The 25,997-nt window shown below is 69.5% G+C and carries 22 protein-coding genes; 11 read left to right on the forward strand and 11 right to left on the reverse strand.

Annotation, left to right across the window (positions count from 1 at the left end; genetic code table 11):
* Positions 1-39 precede the first annotated feature (39 nt).
* From DEI86_RS09060 to DEI86_RS09070, 3 genes are all read right to left on the reverse strand, one after another.
* Positions 40-585: a single-stranded DNA-binding protein gene (locus tag DEI86_RS09060; RefSeq protein ID WP_111011919.1), complete on the reverse strand. Its 546-nt coding sequence runs from the start codon at positions 583-585 to the stop codon at positions 40-42.
* Between the two features lie 3 nt (positions 586-588).
* Positions 589-960: a 30S ribosomal protein S6 gene (rpsF, locus tag DEI86_RS09065; RefSeq protein WP_111010769.1), complete on the reverse strand. Its 372-nt coding sequence runs from the start codon at positions 958-960 to the stop codon at positions 589-591.
* A gap of 180 nt (positions 961-1,140) precedes the next feature.
* The gene (locus tag DEI86_RS09070) at positions 1,141-2,568 is read right to left on the reverse strand and encodes a CCA tRNA nucleotidyltransferase (RefSeq protein WP_111049348.1); all 1,428 of its coding nucleotides are present in this window, start codon (positions 2,566-2,568) and stop codon (positions 1,141-1,143) included.
* 108 nt (positions 2,569-2,676) lie between these two features.
* Here DEI86_RS09070 and murJ point away from each other — a divergent pair, with 108 nt between their 5' ends.
* From murJ to DEI86_RS09095, 5 genes are all read left to right on the forward strand, one after another.
* The gene (gene murJ, locus DEI86_RS16680; RefSeq protein ID WP_220038505.1) at positions 2,677-7,095 is read left to right on the forward strand and encodes a murein biosynthesis integral membrane protein MurJ; all 4,419 of its coding nucleotides are present in this window, start codon (positions 2,677-2,679) and stop codon (positions 7,093-7,095) included.
* 108 nt (positions 7,096-7,203) lie between these two features.
* On the forward strand, positions 7,204-8,211 hold the full coding sequence (gene trxB / locus DEI86_RS09080) for a thioredoxin-disulfide reductase (RefSeq protein WP_111011922.1): 1,008 nt from the start codon (positions 7,204-7,206) through the stop codon (positions 8,209-8,211).
* A 96-nt stretch (positions 8,212-8,307) separates the two neighbouring features.
* Positions 8,308-8,634, forward strand: a complete 327-nt coding sequence (trxA, locus tag DEI86_RS09085) for a thioredoxin (protein WP_111010772.1) — start codon at positions 8,308-8,310, stop codon at positions 8,632-8,634.
* Positions 8,635-8,837: 203 nt separating this feature from the next.
* Positions 8,838-10,145, forward strand: a complete 1,308-nt coding sequence (locus DEI86_RS09090) for a PLP-dependent aminotransferase family protein (RefSeq protein ID WP_111049349.1) — start codon at positions 8,838-8,840, stop codon at positions 10,143-10,145.
* Between the two features lie 83 nt (positions 10,146-10,228).
* Positions 10,229-11,191 (forward strand): D-alanine--D-alanine ligase, encoded by a 963-nt coding sequence (locus DEI86_RS09095; protein WP_111049350.1) that lies wholly within the window; start codon positions 10,229-10,231, stop codon positions 11,189-11,191.
* Between the two features lie 1,174 nt (positions 11,192-12,365).
* Here DEI86_RS09095 and DEI86_RS09100 read toward each other — a convergent pair.
* The 8 genes from DEI86_RS09100 to rpmH form a co-directional block, all read right to left on the reverse strand.
* Complete coding sequence (locus DEI86_RS09100; protein ID WP_111049351.1) at positions 12,366-13,415, reverse strand: ParB/RepB/Spo0J family partition protein; 1,050 nt, start codon at positions 13,413-13,415, stop codon at positions 12,366-12,368.
* Complete coding sequence (locus DEI86_RS09105) at positions 13,415-14,308, reverse strand: ParA family protein (RefSeq protein WP_111035758.1); 894 nt, start codon at positions 14,306-14,308, stop codon at positions 13,415-13,417. Before DEI86_RS09105 ends, DEI86_RS09100 begins: the two co-directional genes overlap by 1 nt.
* A 96-nt stretch (positions 14,309-14,404) precedes the next feature.
* A complete protein-coding gene (gene rsmG / locus DEI86_RS09110) occupies positions 14,405-15,043 on the reverse strand; it encodes a 16S rRNA (guanine(527)-N(7))-methyltransferase RsmG (RefSeq protein WP_111010817.1) in 639 nt (212 codons plus the stop codon).
* 58 nt (positions 15,044-15,101) lie between these two features.
* Complete coding sequence (locus DEI86_RS09115; protein WP_375342169.1) at positions 15,102-15,641, reverse strand: protein jag; 540 nt, start codon at positions 15,639-15,641, stop codon at positions 15,102-15,104.
* On the reverse strand, positions 15,638-16,612 hold the full coding sequence (gene yidC / locus DEI86_RS09120) for a membrane protein insertase YidC (RefSeq protein ID WP_111010778.1): 975 nt from the start codon (positions 16,610-16,612) through the stop codon (positions 15,638-15,640). The genes DEI86_RS09115 and yidC overlap by 4 nt, the downstream gene beginning before the upstream one ends.
* 9 nt (positions 16,613-16,621) lie before the next feature.
* Positions 16,622-17,065, reverse strand: coding sequence for a membrane protein insertion efficiency factor YidD (gene yidD, locus DEI86_RS09125; protein ID WP_111049352.1), 444 nt, complete (start codon positions 17,063-17,065; stop codon positions 16,622-16,624).
* Positions 17,062-17,421 (reverse strand): ribonuclease P protein component, encoded by a 360-nt coding sequence (gene rnpA / locus DEI86_RS09130; protein WP_111010779.1) that lies wholly within the window; start codon positions 17,419-17,421, stop codon positions 17,062-17,064. The genes yidD and rnpA overlap by 4 nt, the downstream gene beginning before the upstream one ends.
* Before the next feature lie 9 nt (positions 17,422-17,430).
* Positions 17,431-17,568, reverse strand: coding sequence for a 50S ribosomal protein L34 (rpmH, locus tag DEI86_RS09135; RefSeq protein WP_019181680.1), 138 nt, complete (start codon positions 17,566-17,568; stop codon positions 17,431-17,433).
* 417 nt (positions 17,569-17,985) lie between these two features.
* On the opposite strand from rpmH, the gene dnaA reads away from it, so the two are divergent.
* The 6 genes from dnaA (at position 17,986) to gyrB (ending at position 25,944) form a co-directional block, all read left to right on the forward strand.
* Positions 17,986-19,440 (forward strand): chromosomal replication initiator protein DnaA, encoded by a 1,455-nt coding sequence (gene dnaA / locus DEI86_RS09140; RefSeq protein WP_111010780.1) that lies wholly within the window; start codon positions 17,986-17,988, stop codon positions 19,438-19,440.
* Between the two features lie 489 nt (positions 19,441-19,929).
* Complete coding sequence (gene dnaN, locus DEI86_RS09145) at positions 19,930-21,075, forward strand: DNA polymerase III subunit beta (protein ID WP_111010781.1); 1,146 nt, start codon at positions 19,930-19,932, stop codon at positions 21,073-21,075.
* 50 nt (positions 21,076-21,125) lie between these two features.
* Entirely contained in the window at positions 21,126-22,010 is an 885-nt protein-coding gene (gene gnd / locus DEI86_RS09150) for a phosphogluconate dehydrogenase (NAD(+)-dependent, decarboxylating) (protein WP_111010782.1), read from the forward strand.
* Positions 22,011-22,033: 23 nt separating this feature from the next.
* A complete protein-coding gene (recF, locus tag DEI86_RS09155; RefSeq protein WP_111049353.1) occupies positions 22,034-23,299 on the forward strand; it encodes a DNA replication/repair protein RecF in 1,266 nt (421 codons plus the stop codon).
* 2 nt (positions 23,300-23,301) lie between these two features.
* Positions 23,302-23,802, forward strand: a complete 501-nt coding sequence (locus tag DEI86_RS09160; protein WP_111010819.1) for a DUF721 domain-containing protein — start codon at positions 23,302-23,304, stop codon at positions 23,800-23,802.
* Between the two features lie 168 nt (positions 23,803-23,970).
* Positions 23,971-25,944, forward strand: a complete 1,974-nt coding sequence (gene gyrB / locus DEI86_RS09165; protein ID WP_111010784.1) for a DNA topoisomerase (ATP-hydrolyzing) subunit B — start codon at positions 23,971-23,973, stop codon at positions 25,942-25,944.
* Positions 25,945-25,997 lie beyond the last annotated feature (53 nt).

Consider the following 25,997-nt stretch of genomic DNA (forward strand, 5'->3'; position numbering starts at 1 on the left):
TTCTAGTTCTGTTTCCGGATCAGCGGGGGAGCCGACTGATCAGAACGGGGTTTCGTCGTCGTAGGTGCCGCCCGGGGTGTTCCACACGTCCGACGAGGACGTGTTGCCACCCTGGTTGCCCTGCGGGGACCACGGTTCGTCGGACTGCGCGCCACCGTTGTAGCCGCCGCCGCCACCGTTGCCGCCACCGACCTGGCCGCGGCCACCGCCGCCACCACCACCGGAGGCGCGGGTGACCTGGGCGGTCGCGTAGCGGAGCGAGGGGCCGATCTCGTCGACCTCGAGCTCGATGCTCGTGCGCTGCTGGCCTTCGCGGTCCTGGTAGGAGCGCTGACGCAGACGACCCTGCGCGATGACGCGCGAGCCCTTGGTCAGCGATCCCGCGACGTGCTCGGCGAACTCACGCCAGACACTCGCACGGAGGAACAGCGCGTCGCCGTCCTTCCACTCGTTCGCCTGACGGTCGAACGTGCGCGGTGTCGACGCGATGGTGAAGTTCGCCACCGCGAGGCCGTTCTGCGTGTACCGCAGCTCGGGATCGCTGGTGAGGTTGCCCACCACCGTGATGACGGTCTCGCCGGCCACGGGCTACTCGGCGCTCTTCGTGGCGGCCGCAGCCTTGCGGGCGGCGCGCTCGTCGGAGAGCTTCTTGGCGGCGGCGACCTGGGCGATCGCTTCCTCGGCGCGGAGGACCTTGGTGCGGAGCACGGCCTCGGAGAGACCGAGCTGGCGGTCGAGCTCCTTGGCGGCGTCGGCGTTCGCCGTCATGTTGACGACGGCGTAGATGCCCTCGGACTTCTTGTTGATCTCGTACGCGAGACGACGACGGCCCCAGACGTCCACGTTGTCGACGGTGCCACCGTCGTTGCGGATGACTGCGAGGAACCGGTCGAGCGACGGAGCGACCGTGCGCTCGTCGATCTCGGGGTCGAGGATGACCATCAGTTCGTACTGGTGCATGCGGAACCCACCTCCCTTGGTCTAGAACGGCTCCGGTCTTTCCGGAGCAGGAGGGTTGATGCATGTGTGCGACCACCACGAAGGCGGTGGGCACAACCTGACAAGACTAGCCGACGGCCGGGAGGCCCGGCAAGGGTTCTCCACAGCCCGACCGCCCGCACCGTGGTCGGGTGGTGCGCATCAGCCCCGCTCGGCCCACCAGGCGCGCAGGCGACGCTCCGCCTCGTCCGCGCCGAGGGGCCCCTCGTCCATGCGCGCCTCGAGCAGGAACCGGTAGGCCTCGCCGACCTCGCGCCCGGGGCGGATGTCGAGGATGCGCATGATGTCGTCGCCCGTCAGGTCCGGACGCATGGCGTCGAGTTCCTCCCGGTCGCGCAGGGCGGCGATCCGGTCCTCCAGGTCGTCGTACGCGAACCCGAGCCGGTCGGCCTTCCGGCGGTTGCGCGTCGTGACGTCCGATCGGGTGAGCTCGTGGAGCCGCTCGAGCTGGTCGCCGGCGTCGCGGACGTAGCGGCGCACGGCCGAGTCCGTCCACGCGCCGTCCGTGTAGCCGAAGAACCGCAGGTGCAGCTCGATGAGCTTCGTGACGGCGGCGACGGTCTCGTTGTCGAACCGCAGCGCGCGGAGCCGCTTGCGGGCGAGCTTGGCACCGACGAGGTCGTGGTGGTGGAAGCTCACGACGCCGCCGGGCTCCAGGCGACGGGTGGCCGGCTTGCCGATGTCGTGGAGCAATGCGGCGACGCGGAGGACGATGTCGGGCGCGTCGCCGGCGTGCCGTTCGTGCTCGTAGCCGATCGCCTGCGTGAGCACGGTGAGCGAGTGCTCGTAGACGTCCTTGTGGTGGTGGTGCTCGTCGATCTCGAGCTGCATCGCCGGGAGTTCCGGCAGCACCCGCTCGGCGATGCCCGTGTCGACGAGGAGGCGCAGCCCGGGCACGGGGTCGTCCGTGGCGAGCAGCTTGACGAACTCGTCGCGCACGCGCTCGGCGGAGACGATCGCGATCGAGCCGGCGAGCTCGGTCATCGCGGTGCGGACGTCGTCGCTCACGGTGAATCCGAGCTGGCCCGTGAACCGTGCCGCACGCATCATGCGGAGCGGGTCGTCGCGGAAGGACACGACGGCGCTCTGCGGGGTGCGCAGGCGACCGGCGAGCAGGTCCTCGACGCCGTCGGCCACGTCGACGAGCTCGCGCTGGGGGAGTCGCAGGGCCATCGCGTTGACGGTGAAGTCCCGGCGGACCAGGTCCTCGGTGATGGCCGATCCGAACTCGACCTCGGGCTTCCGGGTCTCGCCGTCGTACGCGTCGCTGCGGTACGTCGTGATCTCGACCTGCTCGCCACGCACGCGGGCCGCGATGGTGCCGAACTGTCGCCCGACGTCCCAGGTCGCGCTCGCGATCGGTTCCACGATCCGGAGGATCTCGTCGGGCCGGGCGTCCGTCGTGAAGTCGAGGTCGGTCACAGGCCGGCCGAGGAAGGCGTCGCGGACGGGACCGCCGACGAGCGCGAGTTCGTGACCGGCCTCGGCGAAGGCGGCGGCCAGGGTGGCGACGGGTGCGGACTCGGCGAGGTGACCGAGGCGTTCCACGGCGTGTGCGACGGAGGGCATGACCCGTCGATCATCCCAGAACCCGGCCGTGCCGTGCCTCCTCGGCTGCGTCTCCGGCTGGGCCTCCTACACTCGTCCGAGGCCCGGACGGTCCCGGGCGCCTCTTCCATGCACATCCTCCGAACGCCACTCGCCGCCGCGGTGACCGCGCTGGTCGCCCTCGGCGTCGTCGGCGCGCCCGGAGTCGCGGAGGCGGCGAGCAGCAGCCATGCAGCGGCCAGCAGCAGCCACGCCGCGTCGGCCGCGAGCAGTGCGCGCGCGGTCGCGACCCCCGGTCCCACCGGCACGAACGCCAGCACCGCGACCCCCGCGCCCACCCACCCCGCGCAGAAGAACGCAGCGGCGCCCACCACGGCGACCACGGCCTCCCTGTCGGTGGCGGCGACGGACCAGGGCGTGCTCAAGACGGACCAGGACCTCACCCTGACGGTCACCGTGACGAACGGCACCGACACGGACCTCGCCGCGACCACCGCGGACGTCTCCCTGTCGCGGAGCGTGACCGGGGACCGGTCCGATCTCGAGGACTGGCTCGAGGACACCAGCTCAGACGGTTACCTCGGCTCCTACCTGACGAGTTTCGACGTCCCGGTGGTCCCCGCGCACCACACGGTCACGATGACCGACATCACGATCCCGTCGGCCACGGTCGGCCTCGACGGCTACTCGTTCGGCGCGCGCCGCCTCGCGGTCTCGTACGCGTCGGGCTCGGTCGACGTCGTCGGCCGCTCGGCCATCACCTGGTACCCGTCGCTGACGCAGCAGCCCACGGACGTCTCCGTCGTGATGCCGATCACCGTGCCCGCGACGACGTCGACCACGCTGTCGGCGTCGGAGCTCGCCGCGGACACCGCCGTCGACGGCACGCTCACGGCGCAGCTCGACGCCGCGATCGACCACAACGTCGCGATCGGCATCGACCCGCGGATCATCGTCTCGATCCGGCTCCTGGGCCAGGACGCCCCCGAGTCCGCGGTGACCTGGCTCGACCGTCTGACCGCCGCCCGGAACGAGACGTTCGCGCTCCCCTACGCCGACGCCGACCTGACGGGCCTCCGGCAGGCGGGAGCGCCGGGCGTCTTCACGCCGATCTCGTTCGACCAGGACGTCGACCCACGGCACTTCCCCGGAGCGGTCACCCCGACACCGACGGCCACCGCGACCGGGACGACGGACGGTGCGAGCGGCGCCAGCGCGGCCGCCGCGAGCGCGACGCCGACCGCCGGTGCGGGCCCGTCCACGTCGGCCGGTGGAGGCACGGGGACGAGCGCCGCCGCGGCCGGCGGAGCCAGCACCGGGAGCGAGACCGGGACCGGAACCGGAACCGGAACGACCGCCGGCACCGACACAACCCCGGCGCCCGGCACGGGCCAGCCGGGAGGCGAGCCCACGCCCGCCGCGCCCACGCTGCCGACGATGCAGACCCTGCTCGACTTCCCGTACACGCTGCCCTCGATCGCCTGGCCGGACGAGGACACCGTCACGTCAGACGACCTCCCGGTACTCGCCAAGGGGGGTTACCAGCACACCATCGTCGCGAACGGGAACACCACGGCCGGCGCGGACACCACGGTCGCCGCCTCCGCCAAGGCCGGGACCGCCGACCTCCTCGTGTCCGACGAACGGCTGAGCGCGCTCCTCGACGACGCCGCGGACGCACCCGATCAGGCGTCGTGGCAGAGCGCGATGGCGGCGCTCACCGCCACCCTCGCGACGACGACGCGCCAGGCGAGCACCTCCGCCCCGATCCTCCTGACGTTCGACCGGTCATGGCCCACCGACCCGACCCGCATGTCCGACACGCTCGACGCGCTCGAGTCGATGCCGTGGGTCTCACCCACGGACCTCTCGACGACCATCGGCACCGCGCCGACGAGCGTCTCGGTGAGCAACCACGCCGAGCCCGACGACCGCCTCGCGCAGCTCCGCCAGCTCGTCCAGTCCGAGAGTGCCGTCACCGCGTTCTCGACCGCGCTGACCACCCCCACCGACCTCACGGCGCCGACCCGGCTCCACACGCTCACCCTCGCCTCGACCGCGTGGACGACCGACCTCGCGGGACTGCAGCGTGCCGTGGCCGTCCGGGTGAAACGGGCGAACGCCGTCGTCGACTCCGTCGGGATCGTCGACTCGAGCTCCATCACCCTGCTCGGCGACCGGTCGTCCCTGCCGATCTCCGTCCGCAACAAGTCCGAGTTCCCCGTGACCGTCTACCTGACGGTGACGCCGTCGAACTCGTTCCTCCGGGTCGAGAAGAACGCGCTCCAGGTCACCGTCCAGCCCGAGTCGCAGTCGCGCATCACGTTCCCCGTGCAGTCCGTCGCGAACGGCAAGGTGCAGCTCCAGCTCACGCTGACGAGCTCCACCGGGACGAGGGTCGCGCAGCCGAGCGCGGTCGAGATCAACGTGCAGGCCCAGTGGGAGACCATCATCACCGGCCTCGCCGGAGCCGCGGTCGTGGTGATCTTCGGCCTCGGGATCCTGCGCAACATCCGCCGACGCCTCCGTCGCCGGTCCGGTGGCGCGCCTCCTGAGGACGACGACGACCCCAACCGTCCGCTCGACGACCAGCCGGTGGCCGCGTCGGCCCCCGCCCCCGCGGCCACCGCATCCACGGCCGTCGCCGCAGCCGTCGCCACACCCGCCGCCGTCGCCGCTGCACGCCCGACGGGCGCACGAGAACGGAACGACGTGACCGACGACCTCCAGACCGCTCGGCCGGGAGGCACGGCTCCACTCGCCGGGACCCCCATCGGTGCCGCGGCACCCACCGCCGGCACCCCGGGCACGACGGACGCGGCCGTCGGGGCGGGCGCGGTCGCGGCAGCGGGCGCGATCGACGGTGCGGCTCCGACCGGCGGCGCGACCCCGACCGGCGGCGCGACCCCGACCGCCCCGGCGGAACGCGGCCTCGGCCGGGCCAGCGCCCTGCTCGCGATCGGCACGATGGTGTCGCGCGTCCTCGGGTTCGCCAAGACGTTCGTCCTCGCGGCCGCGATCGGCCAGTCCGGTAGCGCCGCCGCCAACGCCTTCGCCGTCTCGAACCAGCTGCCGAACAACATCTACGCGCTCATCGCGGGTGGCCTGCTCAGCGCGGTCCTCATCCCGCAGATCGTCCGCTCGATGAAGCAGCACGCCGACGGCGGTCAGGCGTACATCAACCGGATCGTCACGCTCGGGGGCATCGTGTTCCTCGGCGTCACCGTCGTCGCCACCGCGATCGCACCCCTGCTCGTCCACCTGTACAGCCGGTCCGCGGGCAGCGGCGGCAAGGGCTTCGCGGACGACACCACCGCACTGGCGGTCGCGTTCGCGTTCTGGTGCCTGCCGCAGATCCTCTTCTACGCGCTGTACTCGCTGCTCGGCGAGGTCCTCAACGCCCGCCAGGTGTTCGGGCCCTTCACGTGGGCGCCGCTCCTCAACAACGTCATCGCGATCGCCGGGCTCGTCGTGTTCATCGCCCTCTTCGGCACGCGCGGGCTCAACAGCGACGCAGGCGACTGGACGCCGACGAAGATCGCCGTGCTCGCGGGGAGCGCCACTCTGGGCGTCGCGGTGCAGGCGGCGTTCCTGCTGCTCTTCTGGCGTCGTGCCGGCCTGGGGTTCCGTCCCGACTTCCGGTGGCGCGGGGTGGGCCTCAAGGCGACGGGCACCGCGGCCGGCTGGCTGTTCCTCATGATCCTGGTGACGCAGCTCGCGGGCATCGTGCAGTCGCGGGTGGCGTCCCTCGGCACGGGCGCGGGCAACGCGACGCTGCAGAACTCGTGGCTGCTGTTCATGCTGCCGCACTCGATCATCACCGTGTCGATCGCCACCGCCTACTTCACCCGGATGAGCCACGACGCGGAACGGGGTGACATCGCCGCGGTCCGCCGGAACCTGTCGCAGTCGCTCCGGATCGTCGGTCTGTTCACCGTGTTCGCGTCGGTCGCCCTCATCGTCCTGGCGTTCCCGTTCGCCCGGATCTACGAGCACGCCTTCACGGACGTCCGGTCGATGGCCTTCGTGCTCGTCGCCTACATGCCCGGCCTGGTGCTGATCAGCATGTTGTTCATCATCCAGCGGGTGTTCTGGGCCCTCCACGACCACCGCACGCCGTTCTTCATGCAGCTCGTGCAGTCCGGGCTGTTCGTCATCGGCGCCTACGCCGTCGCGGCCCTGCCCGGCTCGGCCATCGGCGTCGGCGTCGCGATCACGACCACCCTCGCCGGCAGCGCCCAGACCGTCGTCGCGCTCGTCATCGTCCGACGACGCCTCGCCGGCATCGAGGGCGGTCCCGTGACGCGCTCGCACGTACAGTTCATCGTCGCCGCGATCGTCGCCGGGGCCGCCGGGGTCGCCGTCGCCGCGTTCTTCGGGGCGTTCCGAGCCGGCGGGTTCGCGATGACGGACGTCACGAGTGCGCTCATCACCCTCGCACTCACGGCGGCCGCCATGGTCGTCGTGTACGTGGCCGTGCTCGTCCTCACGCGCAACGGCGAGATCCGCAGCGCGGTGGGCCTCCTCCGGGCCCGTCTCGGACGCTGAACGCGGGCCGAGCGGCGGAATGCGCCGCCGGTACCATGTGTTGATCCGATCGGACCGGGAGGCACCGGTCCGGTCCTCCAGGACGTCCACGACGAAAGGGCACCAGGCATGCGCCAGCTCATCATCATCGGCTCCGGTCCCGCCGCGCTGACGGCCGCGATCTACAGCGCGCGCGCCGAGCTGAAGCCCCTCGTGGTCGCGTCCAGCGTCGAGACCGGCGGCGAGCTCACCAAGACCACCGAGGTCGAGAACTTCCCCGGCTTCCCGGAGGGCATCCAGGGCCCCGACCTCATGATGAAGATGCAGGAGCAGGCCGAGAAGTTCGGCGCGGAGATCCTGTACGACGACGCCGTGTCCGTCGACCTCACGGGCGACGTCAAGAAGGTCACCGTCGGTGGCGGCCAGACGTACGAGTCGCTCGCCGTGATCTACGCGACCGGCTCCGCTTACCGCAACCTGGGCCTCCCGGACGAGCAGCGCCTGTCGGGCCACGGCGTGTCGTGGTGCGCGACCTGCGACGGCTTCTTCTTCCGCCAGAAGAACATCGCCGTCGTCGGCGGTGGCGACTCCGCGATGGAGGAAGCCACGTTCCTCACCCGCTTCGCCGACACGGTGACGGTGATCCACCGCAAGGACGTCCTGCGCGCGTCGAAGATCATGCAGGACCGCGCGTTCAACGACCCGAAGATCGCGTTCGCGTGGAACAAGGAGGTCGTCGCCATCCACGGTGAGACCTCGGTCGAGGGCGTCACGCTCCGCGACACCACCACCGGCGAGGAGTCGCAGCTGCCCCTCGACGGTCTGTTCATCGCGATCGGCAACGACCCGCGTACGCACCTCATCCACGGCCAGGTCGACCTCGCCCCCGAGGGCACCATCGCCGTCGACGGACGCTCGTCGCGCACGAACCTGTCCGGCGTCTTCGCGGCCGGTGACGTCATCGACCCGACCTACCGGCAGGCGATCACCGCGGCCGGTTCCGGCACGGTGGCGGCCCTCGACGCCGAGAAGTTCCTCGCCGACCTCGAGCCCGAGCTCGCCGCCCTGGCGGACGGTCCGGTCCCGGTCGAGCCCGTCACGATCTCGCCGGTCGAGCCGGCCACGGTCGGCAGCTGAGCGGGCGCGCCCGGCCGCGCCGTGCCTCCCGGCCGACGGAATAGCGACACGGACGCCGATGTTGTCCACAACGACCAACCCAAGGAAGCAGGAACCATGTCCAACGCCAAGGCAGTGACCGACGCGTCGTTCTCGAGCGACGTGCTGCAGTCCGACAAGACGATCCTCGTCGACTTCTGGGCCGAGTGGTGCGGGCCGTGTCGTGCGGTCTCCCCGATCCTCGACCAGATCGCGTCGGAGCACAGCGACAAGATCGAGATCGTCAAGCTCAACGTGGACGAGAACCCCCAGTCCGCCATGCAGTACCAGATCACCTCGATCCCCGCGATGAAGGTCTTCCGCGGCGGTGAGGTCGTCAAGACCGTGATCGGTGCGAAGCCGAAGCCGGCGCTCGAGGCCGACCTGGCCGAGTTCCTGGTCTGACACCAGCCCCGACGGCTCCTGAAGCCCCGTCTCCCGATCCGGGAGGCGGGGCTTCCGTCGTCCACGCGGAGCCACGCGTCCGGAACTGGCCTGCGCGGGGACCGACGGGCGTGCACAGGCATGCCGTATCGTGGCCGGAACGCCGTCCGTCGGCGTCGGCGTCGTCGTCCGCGATCGGCGCCCGAGTGATCGGAGACCATGCGATGACCGACCGGGGAACCAGCCTCGACCCGTGGTACGACTCCTACGCCCAGCGCACCGCAGGGCTGAGCGCATCCGAGGTCCGAGCACTGTTCGCCGTCGCATCCCGCCCCGAGGTCGTCTCCCTGGCTGGCGGCATGCCGTTCGTGTCCGCGCTCCCCCGCGAGCTCGTCACCGGGTCCATCGACCGGGTCATGGAGCACGACGCCGCCATGGCGCTGCAGTACGGCGGCGGCCAGGGTCTCCGGACCCTCCGTGAGCACATCGTCGACATCATGGCGCTCGAGGGCGTCCGTGCGAGCGCCGAGGACGTCGTCGTCACCACGGGTTCGCAGCACGCCCTCGACCTCGTCACGCGGCTGTTCATCGATCCGGGCGACGTCGTCCTGGCGGAGTCGCCGTCGTACGTCGGTGCGATCGGTGTGTTCCGCTCGTACCAGGCCGAGACCGTGCACGTGGCCATGGACGACCAGGGCCTGGTCCCCGAGGCCCTGCGCGAGACCATCGCCCGCCTCAGGGCCGCTGGCAAGCGCATGAAGTTCCTGTACACCATCCCGAACTTCCACAACCCCGCGGGCGTCACGATGAGCCGCGAACGCCGCATCGAGATCCTCGACATCTGCCGGTCGAACCAGATCCTCGTGCTCGAGGACAACCCCTACGGTCTCCTCTGGTTCGACGAGCCGGCGCCGCAGGCCATCCGCTCGATCGACGAGGACGGCGTCGTGTACCTCGGCTCCTTCTCGAAGACCCTCGCCCCGGGATTCCGCGTCGGCTGGGCCCTCGCGCCGCACGCCATCCGCGAGAAGCTCGTGCTCGCGAACGAATCCGCTGTGCTCGCACCGAACTCGTTCGGACAGTACGTCGTGAACGCGTACCTCGATGCCGCGGACTGGAAGGCCCAGATCACCACCTTCCGCGGTCTCTACGCGGAGCGCCGCGACGCCATGCTCGCCGCCCTCGCCGAGTTCCTCCCCGACCTGCGGTGGACCACGCCGAACGGCGGGTTCTTCGTGTGGCTCACGCTGCCGGACCAGCTCGACTCCAAGGCGATGCTGCCCCGCGCGGTCAAGGAACTCGTCGCCTACACGCCGGGTACCGCGTTCTTCGCGGACGGCCGCGGGGGCGGACACATGCGTTTGTCCTTCTGCTACCCCACACCGGAGCAGATCCGCACCGGCGTGAAGCGGCTCGCGACCGTCGTGAACGATGAACTCGAGCTCATCGAGACCTTCGGCACCGCCGCCCGGCCGGCGCCGGTCACCGACCCCGCCCAGACGGTCTCCGCACCGCCGCCGAACATGTCCTGACCCGCGTCGCCATCTCGGCCGACCGCTCCTGACCAGGAATTCATCACGCCGCGCGCCGCGCGGCCGCACTCGAGGAACGCATCATGGTGGAGTTCGCCCGTCGTCACGTCGTCGTCGTCGCGGGGGGCATCTCGCACGAGCGGGACATCTCGCTCCGTTCCGGACGACGTGTGGCTGACTCGCTCATCGGCTACGGCTGGCAGGTCGATCTCCGGGACGCCGACGCGACGCTGCTCCCCGCGCTGCGCGAACTCCAGCCCGACGTCGTCTGGCCCGCGCTCCACGGCGCCAGCGGTGAGGACGGCGCGCTCCGCGGCATCCTCGAGGCGCTCGACGTGCCGTTCGTCGGTTCGCGCGCCACCTCGGCTCGCCTCGCGTGGGACAAACCGACCGCATCCGCACTCGCCGCTCGGGCGGGCGTTCGCACGCCGCGATCGGTCACCCTGTCGCACGACGTCTTCCGCGAACTCGGCGCCGTCAGCGTGCTCGCGGCCATCGCGGACGAGCACCCGATCCCCCTCGTGGTCAAGCCCGCCCGCGGTGGCAGCGCGCAGGGCGTCACCCTGGTCCACGGCACGGCCGATCTGCCGCGAGCGATGGTCACGGCGTACACCTACTGCGACGACGTCATCGTCGAGCAGCGCATCACCGGGACCGAGATCGCCGTCGGTGTGGTCGACACCGGTGATGGCCCGGTGCCCCTCGCTCCCGTCGAGATCGTCCCGCGATCCGGCGTGTACGGGTACGAGGCGCGGTACAACGCTGGTGAGACGACCTTCTACACCCCGGCGCGCCTGTCGGCCGCAGCCGCAACGGCGGCGGCCGAGGCAGCAGTCGCCGCACACGTCGCGCTCGGCCTCCGGCACATCTCGCGCGTCGACATGATCGTCGACGCGGTCGAGACACCGTGGTTCCTCGAGGTGAACGTCCTTCCCGGACTCACTGAGACGTCGCTCGTGCCGCAGGCCCTCCTGGCCTCCGGTCATGACCTCGGGTGGGTCTACGCCGAGCTCGCCGAGCAGGCCATCCGCGACCATCGCCGGTAGCGGTCGTCTGTCCCACGGGGGATCAGCCCGGTCCCGAGCAGCGCGGTCCGGTCCCGGGCAGCGCAGTGCACGCCCGTTCCACGTGAAACATTCGGCTGGTCCAGGCGCAGCTGGAGACGACCCGGTTCTGTGACTTGGCGAGGGTGAAGGCGACGGCCGGAGTTGGCCACCGGTCGTCCTGATCGGCGTGCCGTCGAGGCCCCGCAGTCGTCCCCGCAGGAGCAAGCTGATCGGCGTACCGGGCGCCCAGCGGCAGCACGATCTGCGTGGCGGCCGAACAACAGCAGACCGAGGACGCCGGGACACGACTGTGCGATCGTGCGCTGCGGTGGCCCGGCTCCGCGTCCACCGAGCGTAGCCTGATCGCCGCCCGGGTGCCGAGGACGGCCCACCTGGGCGACGAGGCGCGCCGAGGCGCACCGATCACGATCCGCACACCCGGCCTCGCGACGGCCGCGTACGCCCGCGGTGGCAGCGAGGATCACCCATCGTGGTCGCCTCACGCGCCGCCCGGATGGCTGCCCGGATCGCCGCCCACCCGACGCCTCGCGCTCCGCCTCACGCGTCACCCGATTCGCCGCCCACCTGACGGCCCAACCGCCGGCCGTCTCGCTGCCACTCTGGCGGACCCGATCAACGTCCCGGCGCGATCCCCCGCGCTCATCCGAGCGCGAGCCACCAGCGCAGCGGTCAACCTCCTGCAGCGATCCCCGGCCTGCCGTCCGTCGTCGTCGAGACACCGCAGGCCAAGCCGCTCGTCGTGCCGTGGCGTTGCCATCTGCGGGGGGACCCGACCCCCAGTGCTCGTAGTTCCATCCCCGCGACGGCCGTCAAGTCATCCTCCGTTTGCATCGCGTCACGCTTTGTTCGCGGTCCGCGCGCAACGCCGCGGCGTCACGCGCACCGGCTGCGGCGCGACCAGCAGGAGGGCGGCCGTGGTTTCACGTGCAACATGACCGCCACGCCGGTCTCTCGACCCCGGCCGTCGCACGACCATCAGCGCCCGCGTTGCCACACCGGATCGGTCGCACCAGCGGCTCGACTGGTCCAAGGACGGCGTGCGCAGGATTCACGATCAGGGCGCGAGCCACGCAACGTGCCGATCGTGGTCAGCGCCGCAGACCCCCTTCGGACGCCACCTGCCGACGCGCCCCACGATGTTCCACGTGAAACGTCAGGACGCTGCGTCGGCGACTGCCTCGTTCCGCAGGTCCTCGAGGATCCGATTGAGATCCTCGATCGTTGCGAAGTCGATGCTCAGCGTGCCCTTGCGCGACCCCAACTGGATCTTCACGCGCGTGTTGAGGCGGTCACCGAGGCGTTCCGCGAGGTCATTGAGATGAGCTTGGCGCTTGGACGGCTCCGTCCGCGGCCGCCCCGAGGGCGTCTTGGCCGAGAGTGCCGCTGCGGCCGCCTCAGCGGCCCGGACAGACAGGTCCTCGTTCACGATCTTCTCGGCGAGGTACTCCATCGCCTCTGCGTCGGGCGCCGAGAGGATCGCGCGAGCATGGCCAGCGCTCAGGACACCGGCTGCGACGCGCCGCTGCACCGGTGACGGCAGTCGGAGCAGGCGGATGGTGTTCGTGATCTGTGGCCGCGAACGCCCGATACGTGCGGCGAGCTGCTCCTGCGTGATCCCGAAGTCTGCCAGGAGCTGCTGGTAGGCCGATGCCTCCTCGAGCGGGTTGAGGTTCGCACGGTGCAGGTTCTCGAGGAGCGCATCGCGCAGCATGGCGTCATCAGGCGTCTCCTTGATGATCGCCGGGATGGTGGCGAGGCCGAGTTCCTTCGTGGCCCGCAGCCGTCGCTCACCCATGATGAGCTCGTACCGCGGCTCGGTTCCGGCCGCGCCCGCAATGGGACGAACGACGATCGGTTGCAGGACGCCGATCTCGCGGATCGAGTGGACCAGCTCCTGGAGCTCTTCCTCGCGGAACTCCGAGCGTGGCTGCTGGGCGTTCGGCACGATGTCCAGGGGGTTGAGATTGGCCAGGCGAGCGCCGGGCACGGCAACCAGGTCATCGGCGGTCTGGCCGACGCTGTTCGGCGACGCTCCGTCGGCAAGGATCGCAGCGACGGCATCCGTCGCGGTCGTCGCGGGTTGCCTGGTCGCAGCACTCGTGTTCGTGGGGAAGAAGACGTCGACCGGACGCTCCTGTTGCTCGGGGCTCGTCGGGATGAGCGCGCCGATGCCCCTGCCGAGTCCGGTCCGCTTCGGTGCCATCAGTGCTTCGCTCCTCGTGCTGCGATCTCTGCGGCCGCCTCGAAGTACGAGAGCGACCCTGGTGAATTCGTGTCATAGCTGACGACGCTCTGCCCGTAGCTCGGAGCCTCACTGATGCGCACGGACCGGGGGATCAGCGTGGCGAGGACCTGGTCGCCGAAGTGCTCGCGGACCTCGTTCGCGACCTGGTTCGCCAGATTGGTCCGGCCGTCGTACATGGTCAGCAGGATCGTTGACACCCGCAACGCCGGGTTGAGATGCCGCTCGATCAGCTCGATGTTCCGGAGCAGCTGGCTCAGCCCCTCGAGCGCGTAGTACTCACACTGGATCGGGATGAGCACCTCACGCGCCGCCACGAACGCGTTGATCGTCAGCAGACCCAGCGACGGCGGACAGTCGATGAACACGTAGTGGAACGGCTCGTCGACGCCGTCGAGGAACTGCTGCAGCGCGGTCCGGAGGCGCTGTTCACGCGCCACGAGGGACACCAGCTCGATCTCTGCGCCCGCCAGGTGGATGGTGGCCGGCACGCAGAACAGATTCTCCGACTCCGGGCTCTGCTGCATGGTGCCGGCGAGTGGCGCTTCATCCACGATCACGTCGTAGATGCTGGCGACCTCCGCGCGGTGGTCCACGCCAAGCGCCGTCGAGGCATTCCCCTGCGGGTCGAGGTCGATGACGAGCACGCGAGCGCCGCCACGGGCCAGTGCGGCCGCGAGATTGACCGTCGTTGTCGTCTTGCCGACGCCGCCCTTCTGGTTCGACACGGTGAACACGCGCGTCTGCTCGGGCAAGGGGAACTGCTGCGTCGCGAGCGCGCGTCGCCGCCGATTGAGGTCGGCGATCTCGCGCGCGAGTGGCGTGGTCGCGTCGAAGTCAGTAGATGAACTCACGAATGCACTTCCCCGCCTCGATGTTCCACGTGAAACGTTGGTGCGGCTGCGGCGAGCAGTCGTCCGATGCTCGACCAGACACTCCGCACGGGAACGTCAGTCAACTGTAGCCCGGAAGACCCGGGTCGTTTCCTCCACCACGCCCGCACCGAGCTCGATGACCTCGACGTCCGTCAGGCGCTTCCGGAGAATCACCTTCCGTGCCGCATCGACTTCGGCATCGACCCGGGCCCCCTTCATGAGCAGCAGCTGGCCGCCCGAGCGGACGAGTGGAACGGTGATCGGGATGAGCTTGCTCAGGGCGCTGACCGCGCGGGCCGTCACCTGATCGAGCACGAGGTCGTCCGCGACGTCCTCGGCTCGGGCGCGCAGCACCCGCACGTTCTGCAGGCCGAGCCGGTCCGCTTCACCACGCAACCACTCGACGCGCCGCTCCATCGGCTCGATGAGGGTCATCTCGACGTCAGGCCGCATGATGGCGAGCACGAGGCCCGGCAGTCCCGCACCAGATCCGACGTCACCGACCTTCGCTCCCTCGAGGAGCAGCGGTCCGACCACGCCTGAATTGAGGATATGTCGCGTCCAGAGCCGTGGAAGCTCCAGGGGTCCGATCAACCCGAGCTCCTCGCCACGTCGCGCGAGTTCCTGCGTGAAGGACCGGACCTGCTCGAGGTGGTCACCGAACACCGCCGCAGCAGCGTCCGGCTCTGGCTCGACCGGCAAGCTCTCGGTCACGGCGACCTCCACGTTGCCCTCACCAGACGCGGAACGCTCGTCCGTGCTGTCAGCCACGTCAGCGCGTGACGACCGTGTGCCGGTCGCGGCCCTCGCCCTCGGACTCCGAGTGGAAGCCGCGCTCGGCCACGAGATCGTGCACGAGCTTGCGCTCGTACGACGACATCGGCGGGAGCGCCGCGCTCGGGGACCCGGCCTCGATCCGCTCGATGGCCGTGTCCACGAGCCGACCGAGCTCCGACGCCCGAGCATCGCGCGAGCCACCGACGTCGAGGATCAGACGGCTGAATTCGCCGGTCTCGGCCTGTACGGCGATCCTGGTGAGTTCCTGCAGCGCCGACACCGTGTCGGGCTTCGAGAGCAGCCGCAGCGCGCCACCCTGATCGGTCACCGAGAGGTAGACGCGGCCGCCGCGCTCCTCGATCTCGATGTCACCGTCGAGATCGCAGATGTCGAGCAGTTCCTCGATGTAGTCGGCAGCGATGTCGCCCTCATCACGGACCTCGTCGTCAACACCCTCCACGTCGTCGACCGGTGCCTCGGTGGTCGGCTCGTCGGACACGGGCGCGTCCTCGGTCAGCAGCTCGTCGTCGGTCACGACTTCTTCCCGTTCTTCTTGGCGCGGTTCTTGCCCACCGGCTGCTGCCGCTGGGTCGTCGGGCGAGGACGCTCGATCTCGGTCACGCGGATGTCGTTCACGGCGGCGAGAGCGCCACCGGCGGTCGCGCCGCGTCGCTGCGCTTTCCGGGCGAGCCGGGCTTCACGGGCGAGCGCCGCCTCGGACCCCGGCGTCGGCATGCGCCGGATCACGACGTACTGCTGCCCCATCGTCCAGACGTTCGAGGCGAGCCAGTAGAACATGACGCCGAGCGGGAAGCTCAGACCCGAGAACACGAACACGAGCGGGAGGACGTAGAGCATCATCCGCTGCTGCCGGTACATCGGGCTCGCCTTGGTCTCCGGCGACATGTTCTTGGCCACGATCTGCAGCTGCGTGACGAACTGCGAGACGGTCATGATGATGACCATCGCGGCGGCGATGAGGCGGACCTCCCAGCCCGTGGCGCTGAGGAACGTCTCGTGCAGGGGAGCGCCGAACAGCTTCGCGACACCGAACGAATGGGCCAGTGGCGTGGTCAGCAGGCCGATACCGGTCTTGTCGATCTGAGCGGTGTGGAGCGTCGAGTACAGGCTCAGGAACACCGGCATCTGGATGATGAGCGGCAGGCAGGAGCTCAGCGGGTTCGTCCCGGTCTCCTTGTACAGCGCCATCGTCTCACGGGACATGGCCTCACGCGAGAACTGGTCCTTCTTGCCCTTGTACTTGTCCTGGATCTTCTTGAGCTGCGGCGCGACCTCGAGCATCCGCCGCTGGCTCTTGATCTGCCGGACGAAGATCGGGATCAGCGCCGCCCGCACCACGAGGGTCAGACCGATGATCGAGATCACCCAGGTGATCCCGGCGTTCGGGTCCATGCCGATGGCCGCGAACAACGAATGGAAACCGACGAGGATCGCGGAGACCACCCATTTGAGTGGCCAGAGGATCGTGTTTTCGAGGAACTCCATGAGAAGCGGTCACGCCTTTCGGGGGTGCGGTGTCAACCGGCGACGCCGGGAGGTCGGGGCGGCCTGCGGGGCCGAACGGTGGGTGCCGTCCACGGGGCGGGTCTCCACGACGGGGGTGCCGTCGAGCCGGCGGGTGCCGAGCGCGCGGGTGTCGCCGGCTGGGCGGGGGAGCACGAACCCGAAACGGGTCACGGGATAGGGCGCGGTCCGAGCCCGGACGTCGTCGATGCCACCGGCCGCCCACGGATTGCACCGGGCGATACGCCAGGCGCCCATGCTGGAGCCGACGACGACGCCGTACTGCTGGATGGCCTCGAGTGCGTACCGCGAGCACGACGGGTGGTACCGGCAGACCTCGCCGTACAGCGGGGAGACGACCGCGCGGTACGCGCGCAGCACCACCACGCACACGTTGCGCGGGAGCAACGCGACGGCCGACAGTGCTCGTCTCATGCCTTGTTCACACCCTTGCTCTGGCTCATGCTCCGACTGAAGCACTGCCTGACATCTGCGATGAGGGTAGGCCAGCCGGCCTGCGCGGCGGCTGGCAGTGCGCGGACGACCACATCGAGCCCCGAAGGGTGATCGACGACGAGTTCGTGGGCGATGGCCTTGAGCCTGCGGCGGACGAGGTTCCGGGTCACCGCGTTCCCCACCGCCTTCGAGACGATGAACCCGAACCGGGTGGGATCGGCATCGGCACGGACGACCACCGATACGACGGCGTGCGCCGTGGCGCTCCTGCGACCACGACGCACGACGGTTCGGTAGTCGTCACCTCGGACGATCCGGTTGGCTCGGGCCAACAACCCCGGGGGTTAGGCCGAGAGCTCGGTGCGGCCCTTGCTGCGGCGGGCGGCCAGGATGGCACGGCCGGCGCGGGTGCGCATACGAGCGCGGAAGCCGTGCTTCTTGGCGCGGCGGCGGTTGTTCGGCTGGAAGGTGCGCTTGCTCATGATCTCGTCTCCACACGGACGCTCGCGGCGGTCCGGTCACGTTGGGTCCGTTGACGCGATGGGAACGGACGCTCTGGGCGCGACCGATTGGCCGCAGTCAACCGTTCAACGGTACGTGAGGACGGGCCCTGGGTCAAACGAACGGGACCAACCGCTCATTCTCCACATTGGGGACAACTCCGGTTGCGTCCGACGCGCCGCGAGCAATTACAGTGGGTTGATCCAGGGGCGCGCGGCCCGTGATCACCCGGCGGGACCGGGCACGAGCACGATCCGCGACTCGTGGAGAACACTGTGGACAACCCTGTGTACGGCCGAGTGGTCCGCCCACGACTCGCGGGCGACGTCGGCGCTGTGCGGGAGCCGGCCGGAGCGACCGTCGGTCCACGTCGACCGACCAGAGGAGACGAGCGCGCCATGACGATCCCGGCACCCGTCGAGGACCTCTGGGCCTCGGTGCTCGGACTCCTCGAGGACGACGACCGGATCACCCCGCAGCTGCACGGATTCCTCAACCTGGTCGAACCGAAGGGCGTGCTCGCCGGGACGCTCTACCTCGAGGTGCCCAACGACCTGACGCGCGGCATGCTCGAGCAGCGGATCCGGGTTCCCATCACCGAGGCCGTCTCGCGCCTCGGTGACGACTCGGTCGCCAACTTCGCGATCACGGTGAACCCCGAACTGACCCCGGAACCCCGCACGGATCCGGTGGTCCCCGCGTACGCGGCATCGGCACCCGTCCCGCCGATGGAGCAGGGCACGGCCCCGCGCCAGTACGTCGAGGCCCCGTTCGTGCCCGCGCCGGTGGACAACCCGTCGAGTGCCGGCCGCCCGGACTCGCGCCTCAACCCGAAGTACAACTTCGACAACTTCGTCATCGGCGGTTCCAACCGCTTCGCACACGCCGCCGCCGTCGCGGTCGCCGAGGCCCCGGCGAAGGCCTACAACCCGCTGTTCATCTACGGCGACTCCGGCCTCGGCAAGACGCACCTCCTCCACGCCATCGGGCACTACGCCGAGAGCCTGTACCCCGGCATCCGCGTCCGGTACGTCTCGAGCGAGGAGTTCACCAACGACTTCATCAACTCGATCGCGAACAACCGCTCCGCGCAGTTCCAGCAGCGCTACCGCGACATCGACATCCTGCTCATCGACGACATCCAGTTCCTGCAGGGGAAGGACTCCACGCAAGAGGCCTTCTTCCACACCTTCAACACCCTGCACGACCACAACAAGCAGGTCGTCATCACGTCGGACCTGCCGCCGAAGCACCTGACCGGCTTCGAGGACCGCATGCGCAGCCGGTTCGAGTGGGGCCTGATCACGGACGTCCAAGCACCGGACCTCGAGACCCGCATCGCGATCCTCCGCAAGAAGGCGCAGAGCGACCACCTGCAGGTGCGCGACGACATCCTCGAGTTCATGGCGTCCAAGGTGTCGAGCAACATCCGCGAGCTCGAGGGGACGCTCATCCGGGTCACCGCGTTCGCGAGCCTGAACCGGACCGAGGTCGACATGGCACTCGTGCAGACGGTGCTCAAGGACCTCATCACGCTCGACGAGGACAACGTCATCGCACCGGTCGACATCATCACGCACACCGCGGACTACTTCAAACTGTCCGTCGACGACCTCTACGGCTCCTCCCGCTCCCAGGCGATCGCGACCGCCCGGCAGATCGCGATGTACCTCTGCCGCGAGATGACGAGTCTGTCCCTGCCCAAGATCGGGCAGCTGTTCGGCAACCGCGACCACACGACCGTGATGTACGCGAACAAGAAGATCACCGAGCTCATGAAGGAACGTCGGTCGATCTACAACCAGGTGACCGAGCTCACGAGCCGCATCAAGCAGGACCGCCGCTACAAGTAGCACCGCCGGCGTCGCCCTCGTACACCCCTCCGCGCGCCGGCCGGGAGGCACACCGCGGCCCCGCCATGCGTTCCCCGGCCCGGCTGCGGGACGGCCGCGACGCCGCCTCCGGAGAGCATCACCGCCCGGTCTCCACAAGATGTGCACAACGTGTGGATAACTGTGGATGACACGCCGCTCCCCTGTTCATGGACGACGGCCGAGCTGTGGACGTCGTCGGGAGGGAGCTCCCGACGAGTTTTCCTCGTCCACGGCCGCTCCACACACTGCTCACAAGTCACACGGTTGTAGTTCCCCGTCCTGACAACGATCAACAGAGTTATCCACACTGTGCACAAGCGTTAAGACCATTACTCCTGGTTAACGATCTCTCTCAGGGGGCCAACCTTGTGGACGGTCCCCAGCGGCCGAACGACACGGATCCCGCCCCCGCCCGCTGTGCCACAATGGGGGCCGCCGTCACCGAACCGAAGGACAGGGGTCCCAGCTGTGCAGTTCCATGTCAACCGGGACGTCTTCAGCGAAGCGGTCTCCTTCGCGGTCAAGCTCCTCCCCCAGCGCACGACGCTCCCGATCCTGTCGGGTGTGCTCATCCACGCCGAGGACGACCACCTGACGCTCTCGTCGTTCGACTACGAGGTCAGTGCGCAGACCCGCATCCCGGCGCAGATCGACGACCCCGGCACCGTGCTCGTGTCCGGGCGCCTCCTCGCTGACATCGCCAGCCGCCTCCCGAACGCGCCGGTCGTGTTCAGCACCGACGAGTCCCGCATCACGGTCACGTGCGGATCGGCACACTTCACGCTCCTGAGCATGCCGGTGGCCGAGTACCCGACCCTGCCCGAGGTCGGTCCCCAGACGGGCGTCATCCCGGGCAACGCCTTCTCCGAGGCCGTCGCGCAGGTGGCGGTCGCCGCCAGCCGTGACGACGTCACCCCCGTCATCACGGGTGTGCAACTCGAGGTCGGCGACAACGACCTGTCCCTCGTCGCGACGGACCGCTACCGGGTCGCCGTCCGGACGATCGCATGGGACAGCGGGCGCGTCGGCGCTGACCCGATGCACGCCCTGGTACCCGCGCGTACCCTTCAGGAGGTGGGACGTACCTTCGGATCAGCGAGCACCGTGTCGGTGTCGATCAGCGGCAACCAGGACCGCGAACTCATCGCGTTCCGTGCCGACGACAAGACCGTCACCTCGCTGCTCATCAAGGGCAACTACCCGCCGGTCCGCCGGCTGTTCCCCGACACCGTCCCCGACCACGCGGTGCTCAACACCGCGGAACTGGTCGAGGCCGTCCGTCGCGTCTCCCTCGTCCTCGAGCGCGAAGCCGCGCTCCGATTCACCTTCTCGGTCGACGGGCTCACGCTCGAGGCGATCGGATCCGAACAAGCGCAGGCATCAGAGTCGATCGACGCGCAGTTGACCGGAGAGGACACCGTGGTCTCGCTGAAGCCGCAGTTCCTCCTGGACGGGTTGAACGCGGTGCACTCCGAGTTCGTCCGCATCTCCTTCACCAAGACGGAGAACCCGAACAAGCCGGGGCCTGTGCTCATCACGGGACAGACCTCGCGCGAGGACGCGGCCGCGGACGGCTACCGGTACCTGCTCCAGCCCAACCTCCTCCTGCGCTGACGCCGGGGCACCACCGGGCGTCGCGCGAACTCAACGAGAAAAGGGAAATCATGCACATCGGTCTTGTCGGCCTCGGGAAGATGGGCAACAACATGCGTGCCCGCCTGCGCAACGCAGGGATCGAGGTCACCGGTTACGACGCCAACCCCGCCGTCTCCGATGTCGCCAGCCTCGCGGACCTCGCGGCGGCTCTGCCCGGCCCGCGCCTCGTGTGGGTCATGGTCCCTCACGGCAAGATCACCGACGACGTGATCTCGGGCCTCGCCGACGTCCTCGACGCGGGCGACCTCGTCATCGACGGTGGCAACTCGAAGTGGCTCGACGACGAGGTGCACGCCAAGCAGCTCGACGCCAAGGGCATCCGCTACATGGACGCCGGTGTGTCCGGCGGTGTCTGGGGCCTCGACAACGGTTACGGCCTCATGGTCGGTGGCGCGGACGAGGACGTCGCGACGGCGATGCCCGTGCTCGACGCGCTCCGCCCCGAGGGTCCGCGCGAAGAGGGCCTGGTCCACGCCGGTCCGGTCGGTGCCGGCCACTACACGAAGATGGTCCACAACGGCATCGAGTACGCGATCATGCAGGCGTACGGCGAGGGCTACGAGCTCCTCGAGGCCAAGGACCTGGTCAAGGACGTCCCCGGGACCTTCAGGGCATGGCAGCGCGGGACCGTCGTGCGTTCCTGGCTGCTCGAGCTGCTCGTGCGCGCGCTCGACGAGGACCCGACGCTCAAGGAGCTCGAGGGCTACGTCGAGGACTCCGGTGAGGGTCGCTGGACGCTGGAGGAAGCGATCGAGCACGCCGTGCCGATGCCCGCGATCAGCGCCTCGATCTTCGCGCGCTTCGTGTCCCGTCAGGGCAGCGAGTCGCCGACGATGAAGGCCGTCGCCGCCCTCCGCAACCAGTTCGGCGGCCACGCCGTCAAGAAGGCCTAGCGGTCCTCGCTCTTTCGGCCCGCGTGCACGTCGACCATCTCCAACTGACCGACTTCCGGAACTACCGGGAGGCGGACGTCGACTTCGCACGCGGGCCGAACCTGTTCGTGGGCCGGAACGGACAGGGCAAGACCAACCTCGTCGAGTCGATCGGGTACCTGTCCACCCTCGGTTCGCACCGGGTCCCCACCGACGCCGCGCTCGTGCGACAGGGGTGCGACGCGGCGATCGTCCGGGCACGGCTCGCGTACGAAGAGCGCACGATCCTCGCCGAGGTGCAGATCAACCGGACCGGCTCGAACCGAGCCCAGGTGAACCGGGCACCCATCAAGCCCCGGGATCTCCCCCGCTACTGCACGAGCGTGTTGTTCGCCCCCGAGGACCTGGCCCTGGTGCGGGGCGAGCCCGCCGGCCGGCGCCGGATGCTCGACGAACTCCTCGTGCTCATCGCCCCGCGCATGCAGGGGGTGCTCGCGGACTACGACCGGACGCTCCGCCAGCGGAACACGCTCCTCAAGTCGGCGCGCGGTTCGGGTGTCAGCGGCGGGGCGATGTCGACCCTGGACGTCTGGGACGACCGCCTCGTCGCCCTCGGGTCCGAGGTGATCGCCGGGCGCGACCACCTGGTCCGACGACTCGCACCGTTCGTCGCCGAGGCCTACGCGGCGGTCGCGGGTGCGGCCCACGAGGCGTCACTCGCGGGCGTCCTCAGCATCCGCGGCGGCGACCCGGAGACCGAGCAGGAGCTCGGGAGCGAGATCGAACCCGTGACGGTGGCCGCCGCGGCGGACGGGTTCCGAGCCGGCCTGGCCCGTCGGCGCCGGGACGAGCTCGACCGCGGACTGACCCTCGTCGGTCCGCACCGTGACGACGTCCTCTTCCGGCTCAACGGGTTACCGGCCCGTGGCTACGCCAGCCACGGCGAGTCGTGGTCGTTCGCACTGGCGGTCAAGCTCGCGGCCGCGGCCGTGCTCCGCGCGGAGTCGTCCCTCGGCGATCCGATCATCGTGCTCGACGACGTGTTCGCGGAACTCGACGAGACCCGCCGCGGCCGACTCGCGAACGCGGTGTCCGGGTACGAGCAGGTGCTCATCACGGCGGCCGTCCACGGTGACGTGCCGCCGGTCCTCGCCGCGCACACGGTGCACATCGACGCCGGGAGGATCGTGGACGCGCCGGGCGACGCCGCGGCGGTCGCCGAGACGGGGATCCCGGCGACCGGATCGACGGACGGGACCGACGGGGCGGACGCGCACCGTTCCTCCCGTCCGGCCGCGCAGGAGGTGTGACGGTGCCACGACCGGACCGGCCGACCGAACCGACGCGGTTCTACCTCCACCTGAAGGCCGTGTTCGGTGACCCCGCGAAGCGATCCGTCGACGCGCGTCGGCGTCGTCGACGCGAGGCCTCCGCGGACTCGGAGCCCTACGGCGTCGGACGCGAGCCGCGGGGGCTCGGCGACGTGGTGGGGAACCTGACGAGCGAGCTCGGGTGGACCGAGCCCCTGGCGCAGTCCGAGGTGATCGCCGCGTGGCCCCATGTCGTCGGTGCCGAGCTCGCGGCGCACTCGGAGCCGGTGTCGATCGACGACCACGCGCTGCTCATCCGGTGTGACTCGACCGCCTGGGCCACACAACTCCGACTCATGCGCGCGCAGATCACGACGACGATCGCCGAGCGCTACCCGGAGGCGGGGGTCGAGTCGGTGCGCGTTCTCGCCCCGGACGCCCCGACCTGGAAACGCGGTCTCAGATCGGTCCAGGGGCGCGGCCCTCGCGATACCTACGGTTGAGGCGACAAATCAATCCTCTGGGAGCGGAATCGGCCCGCAGATCGGCGTCTCAGCCCTCGGGAGCAGGCCTGCTGCGGTAGACTCGTGGGGTTGCACGCGGGCGCTGGCGCACGCCGGACACGCCGTGCTGCACGACCGAATCGCAGGCGGGCAGGAGCCACAACGACCATGTCATCAGAATCTGGCGACACCCCTCAGGACAACGCGTACGGTGCCGATCAGATCCAGGTGCTCGAAGGCCTCGAAGCGGTCCGCAAGCGCCCCGGCATGTACATCGGCTCCACCGGACCACGTGGGCTCCACCACCTCGTCCAGGAGATCGTCGACAACTCGGTCGACGAAGCCCTGGCGGGGTACTGCGACCAGATCGACATCGTCATCCGCGAGGACGGCGGTGTGCGCGTCACCGACAACGGCCGTGGCATCCCGGTCGACATCCACCCCAACGAGGGCATCTCGACCGTCCAACTCGTGCTGACGGTCCTGCACGCCGGCGGTAAGTTCGGCGGCGGCGGGTACGCGGTGTCCGGTGGTCTGCACGGCGTCGGGTCGTCGGTCGTGAACGCCCTGAGCTCGGAACTCGACGTCGAGGTGCGCCGACAGGGCCATGTGTGGCGGCAGAGCTACACCGACGGCGTGCCCGTCGCGCCGCTCTCCCAGGACGAGGAGACCGACACCACCGGCACGACGATCACGTTCTGGCCGAACGCGGACATCTTCGAGACCGTCGACTTCGACTACGAGACCCTGCGCACGCGGTTCCAGCAGATGGCGTTCCTCAACAAGGGGCTCCGGATCACGCTCCACGACGAGCGTGTCCCCGACGAGGGCGAAGAAGCACGGAAGGACGTCTTCCACTACGAGCGCGGGCTCGTCGACTACGTCGAGTACCTCGTCAGCACGAAGAAGGCCGAGGTGATCCACCCCGACGTGATCTCCCTCGAGTCCGAGGACACCGACCGGAAGATCTCGCTCGAGCTCGCCATGCAGTGGAACACCTCGTACCAAGAGAGCGTCCACACCTTCGCGAACACGATCAACACGCACGAGGGCGGCACGCACGAAGAGGGCTTCCGCGCCGCGCTCACCTCGCTCGTGAACAAGTACGCGCGCGACAAGAACATCATCAAGGAGAAGGACGACAACCTCACGGGTGACGACATCCGCGAGGGGTTGACCGCCGTCATCTCCGTCAAGCTCGCCGAACCGCAGTTCGAGGGCCAGACCAAGACGAAGCTCGGCAACACCGAGGCGAAGTCGTTCGTCCAGCGTGTCGTCGGTCAGGAACTCGGCGACTGGCTCGAGCGCAACCCGACGCAGGCGCGCGACGTCGTCCGCAAGGCGATCCAGGCCTCCCAGGCGCGCATGGCGGCGCGGAAGGCGCGCGAGACCACGCGGCGCAAGGGCCTGCTCGAATCCGGCGGGATGCCGGGCAAGCTCAAGGACTGCCAGTCCAAGGACCCGACGGTCAGCGAGATCTTCATGGTCGAGGGCGACTCGGCCGGCGGATCAGCGGTGCAGGGGCGCAACCCGCTCACCCAGGCGATCCTCCCGCTGCGCGGCAAGATCCTCAACGTCGAGAAGGCCCGACTCGACCGCGCGCTGGCGAACCAGGAGATCCAGTCGATGATCACGGCGTTCGGTGCCGGCATCGGCGAGGACTTCGACCCGGACAAGGCGCGGTACCACAAGATCGTGCTCATGGCCGACGCCGACGTCGACGGCCAGCACATCACCACGCTGCTGCTGACGCTCCTGTTCCGCTACATGCGTCCGCTCATCGAACGTGGCTACGTGTACCTCGCGCAGCCCCCGCTCTACCGACTCAAGTGGTCGAACTCGGCCCACGAGTACGTGTTCAGTGACCGCGAGCGCGACGTCCTGCTGCAGGCCGGTCTCGCGGCGGGCAAGCGGATCCCGAAGGACAACGGGATCCAGCGCTACAAGGGCCTCGGCGAGATGGACTACAAGGAGCTCTGGGACACGACGATGAACCCGGACACCCGCACGTTGCTCCAGGTCACCCTCGAGGACGCCGCCGCGGTCGACGGCGTGTTCGCCACCCTCATGGGCGAGGACGTCGAGTCACGTCGTCAGTTCATCCAGCAGAACGCCAAGGACGTCCGCTTCCTGGACATCTGAGGCACCGCGCGCCCCGCGCGCCCCGACCACCTGCCGGCGCGACGCCCGAGCAG

The sequence above is a fragment of the Curtobacterium sp. MCBD17_028 genome (assembly GCF_003234875.1).
GTDB lineage: Bacteria > Actinomycetota > Actinomycetes > Actinomycetales > Microbacteriaceae > Curtobacterium.

Excerpts from the sequence above, each read along its gene's own strand:
- rpsF (WP_111010769.1), bottom strand. The coding sequence starts at position 960 with ATGCACCAGTACGAACTGATGGTCATCCTCGACCCCGAGATCGACGAG.
- DEI86_RS09070 (WP_111049348.1), bottom strand. The coding sequence starts at position 2,568 with ATGCCCTCCGTCGCACACGCCGTGGAACGCCTCGGTCACCTCGCCGAG.
- murJ (WP_220038505.1), top strand. The coding sequence starts at position 2,677 with ATGCACATCCTCCGAACGCCACTCGCCGCCGCGGTGACCGCGCTGGTC.
- trxB (WP_111011922.1), top strand. The coding sequence starts at position 7,204 with ATGCGCCAGCTCATCATCATCGGCTCCGGTCCCGCCGCGCTGACGGCC.
- trxA (WP_111010772.1), top strand. The coding sequence starts at position 8,308 with ATGTCCAACGCCAAGGCAGTGACCGACGCGTCGTTCTCGAGCGACGTG.
- DEI86_RS09090 (WP_111049349.1), top strand. The coding sequence starts at position 8,838 with ATGACCGACCGGGGAACCAGCCTCGACCCGTGGTACGACTCCTACGCC.
- DEI86_RS09095 (WP_111049350.1), top strand. The coding sequence starts at position 10,229 with ATGGTGGAGTTCGCCCGTCGTCACGTCGTCGTCGTCGCGGGGGGCATC.
- DEI86_RS09100 (WP_111049351.1), bottom strand. The coding sequence starts at position 13,415 with ATGGCACCGAAGCGGACCGGACTCGGCAGGGGCATCGGCGCGCTCATC.
- yidC (WP_111010778.1), bottom strand. The coding sequence starts at position 16,612 with ATGGAGTTCCTCGAAAACACGATCCTCTGGCCACTCAAATGGGTGGTC.
- yidD (WP_111049352.1), bottom strand. The coding sequence starts at position 17,065 with ATGAGACGAGCACTGTCGGCCGTCGCGTTGCTCCCGCGCAACGTGTGC.
- rpmH (WP_019181680.1), bottom strand. The coding sequence starts at position 17,568 with ATGAGCAAGCGCACCTTCCAGCCGAACAACCGCCGCCGCGCCAAGAAG.
- dnaA (WP_111010780.1), top strand. The coding sequence starts at position 17,986 with ATGACGATCCCGGCACCCGTCGAGGACCTCTGGGCCTCGGTGCTCGGA.
- gnd (WP_111010782.1), top strand. The coding sequence starts at position 21,126 with ATGCACATCGGTCTTGTCGGCCTCGGGAAGATGGGCAACAACATGCGT.
- gyrB (WP_111010784.1), top strand. The coding sequence starts at position 23,971 with ATGTCATCAGAATCTGGCGACACCCCTCAGGACAACGCGTACGGTGCC.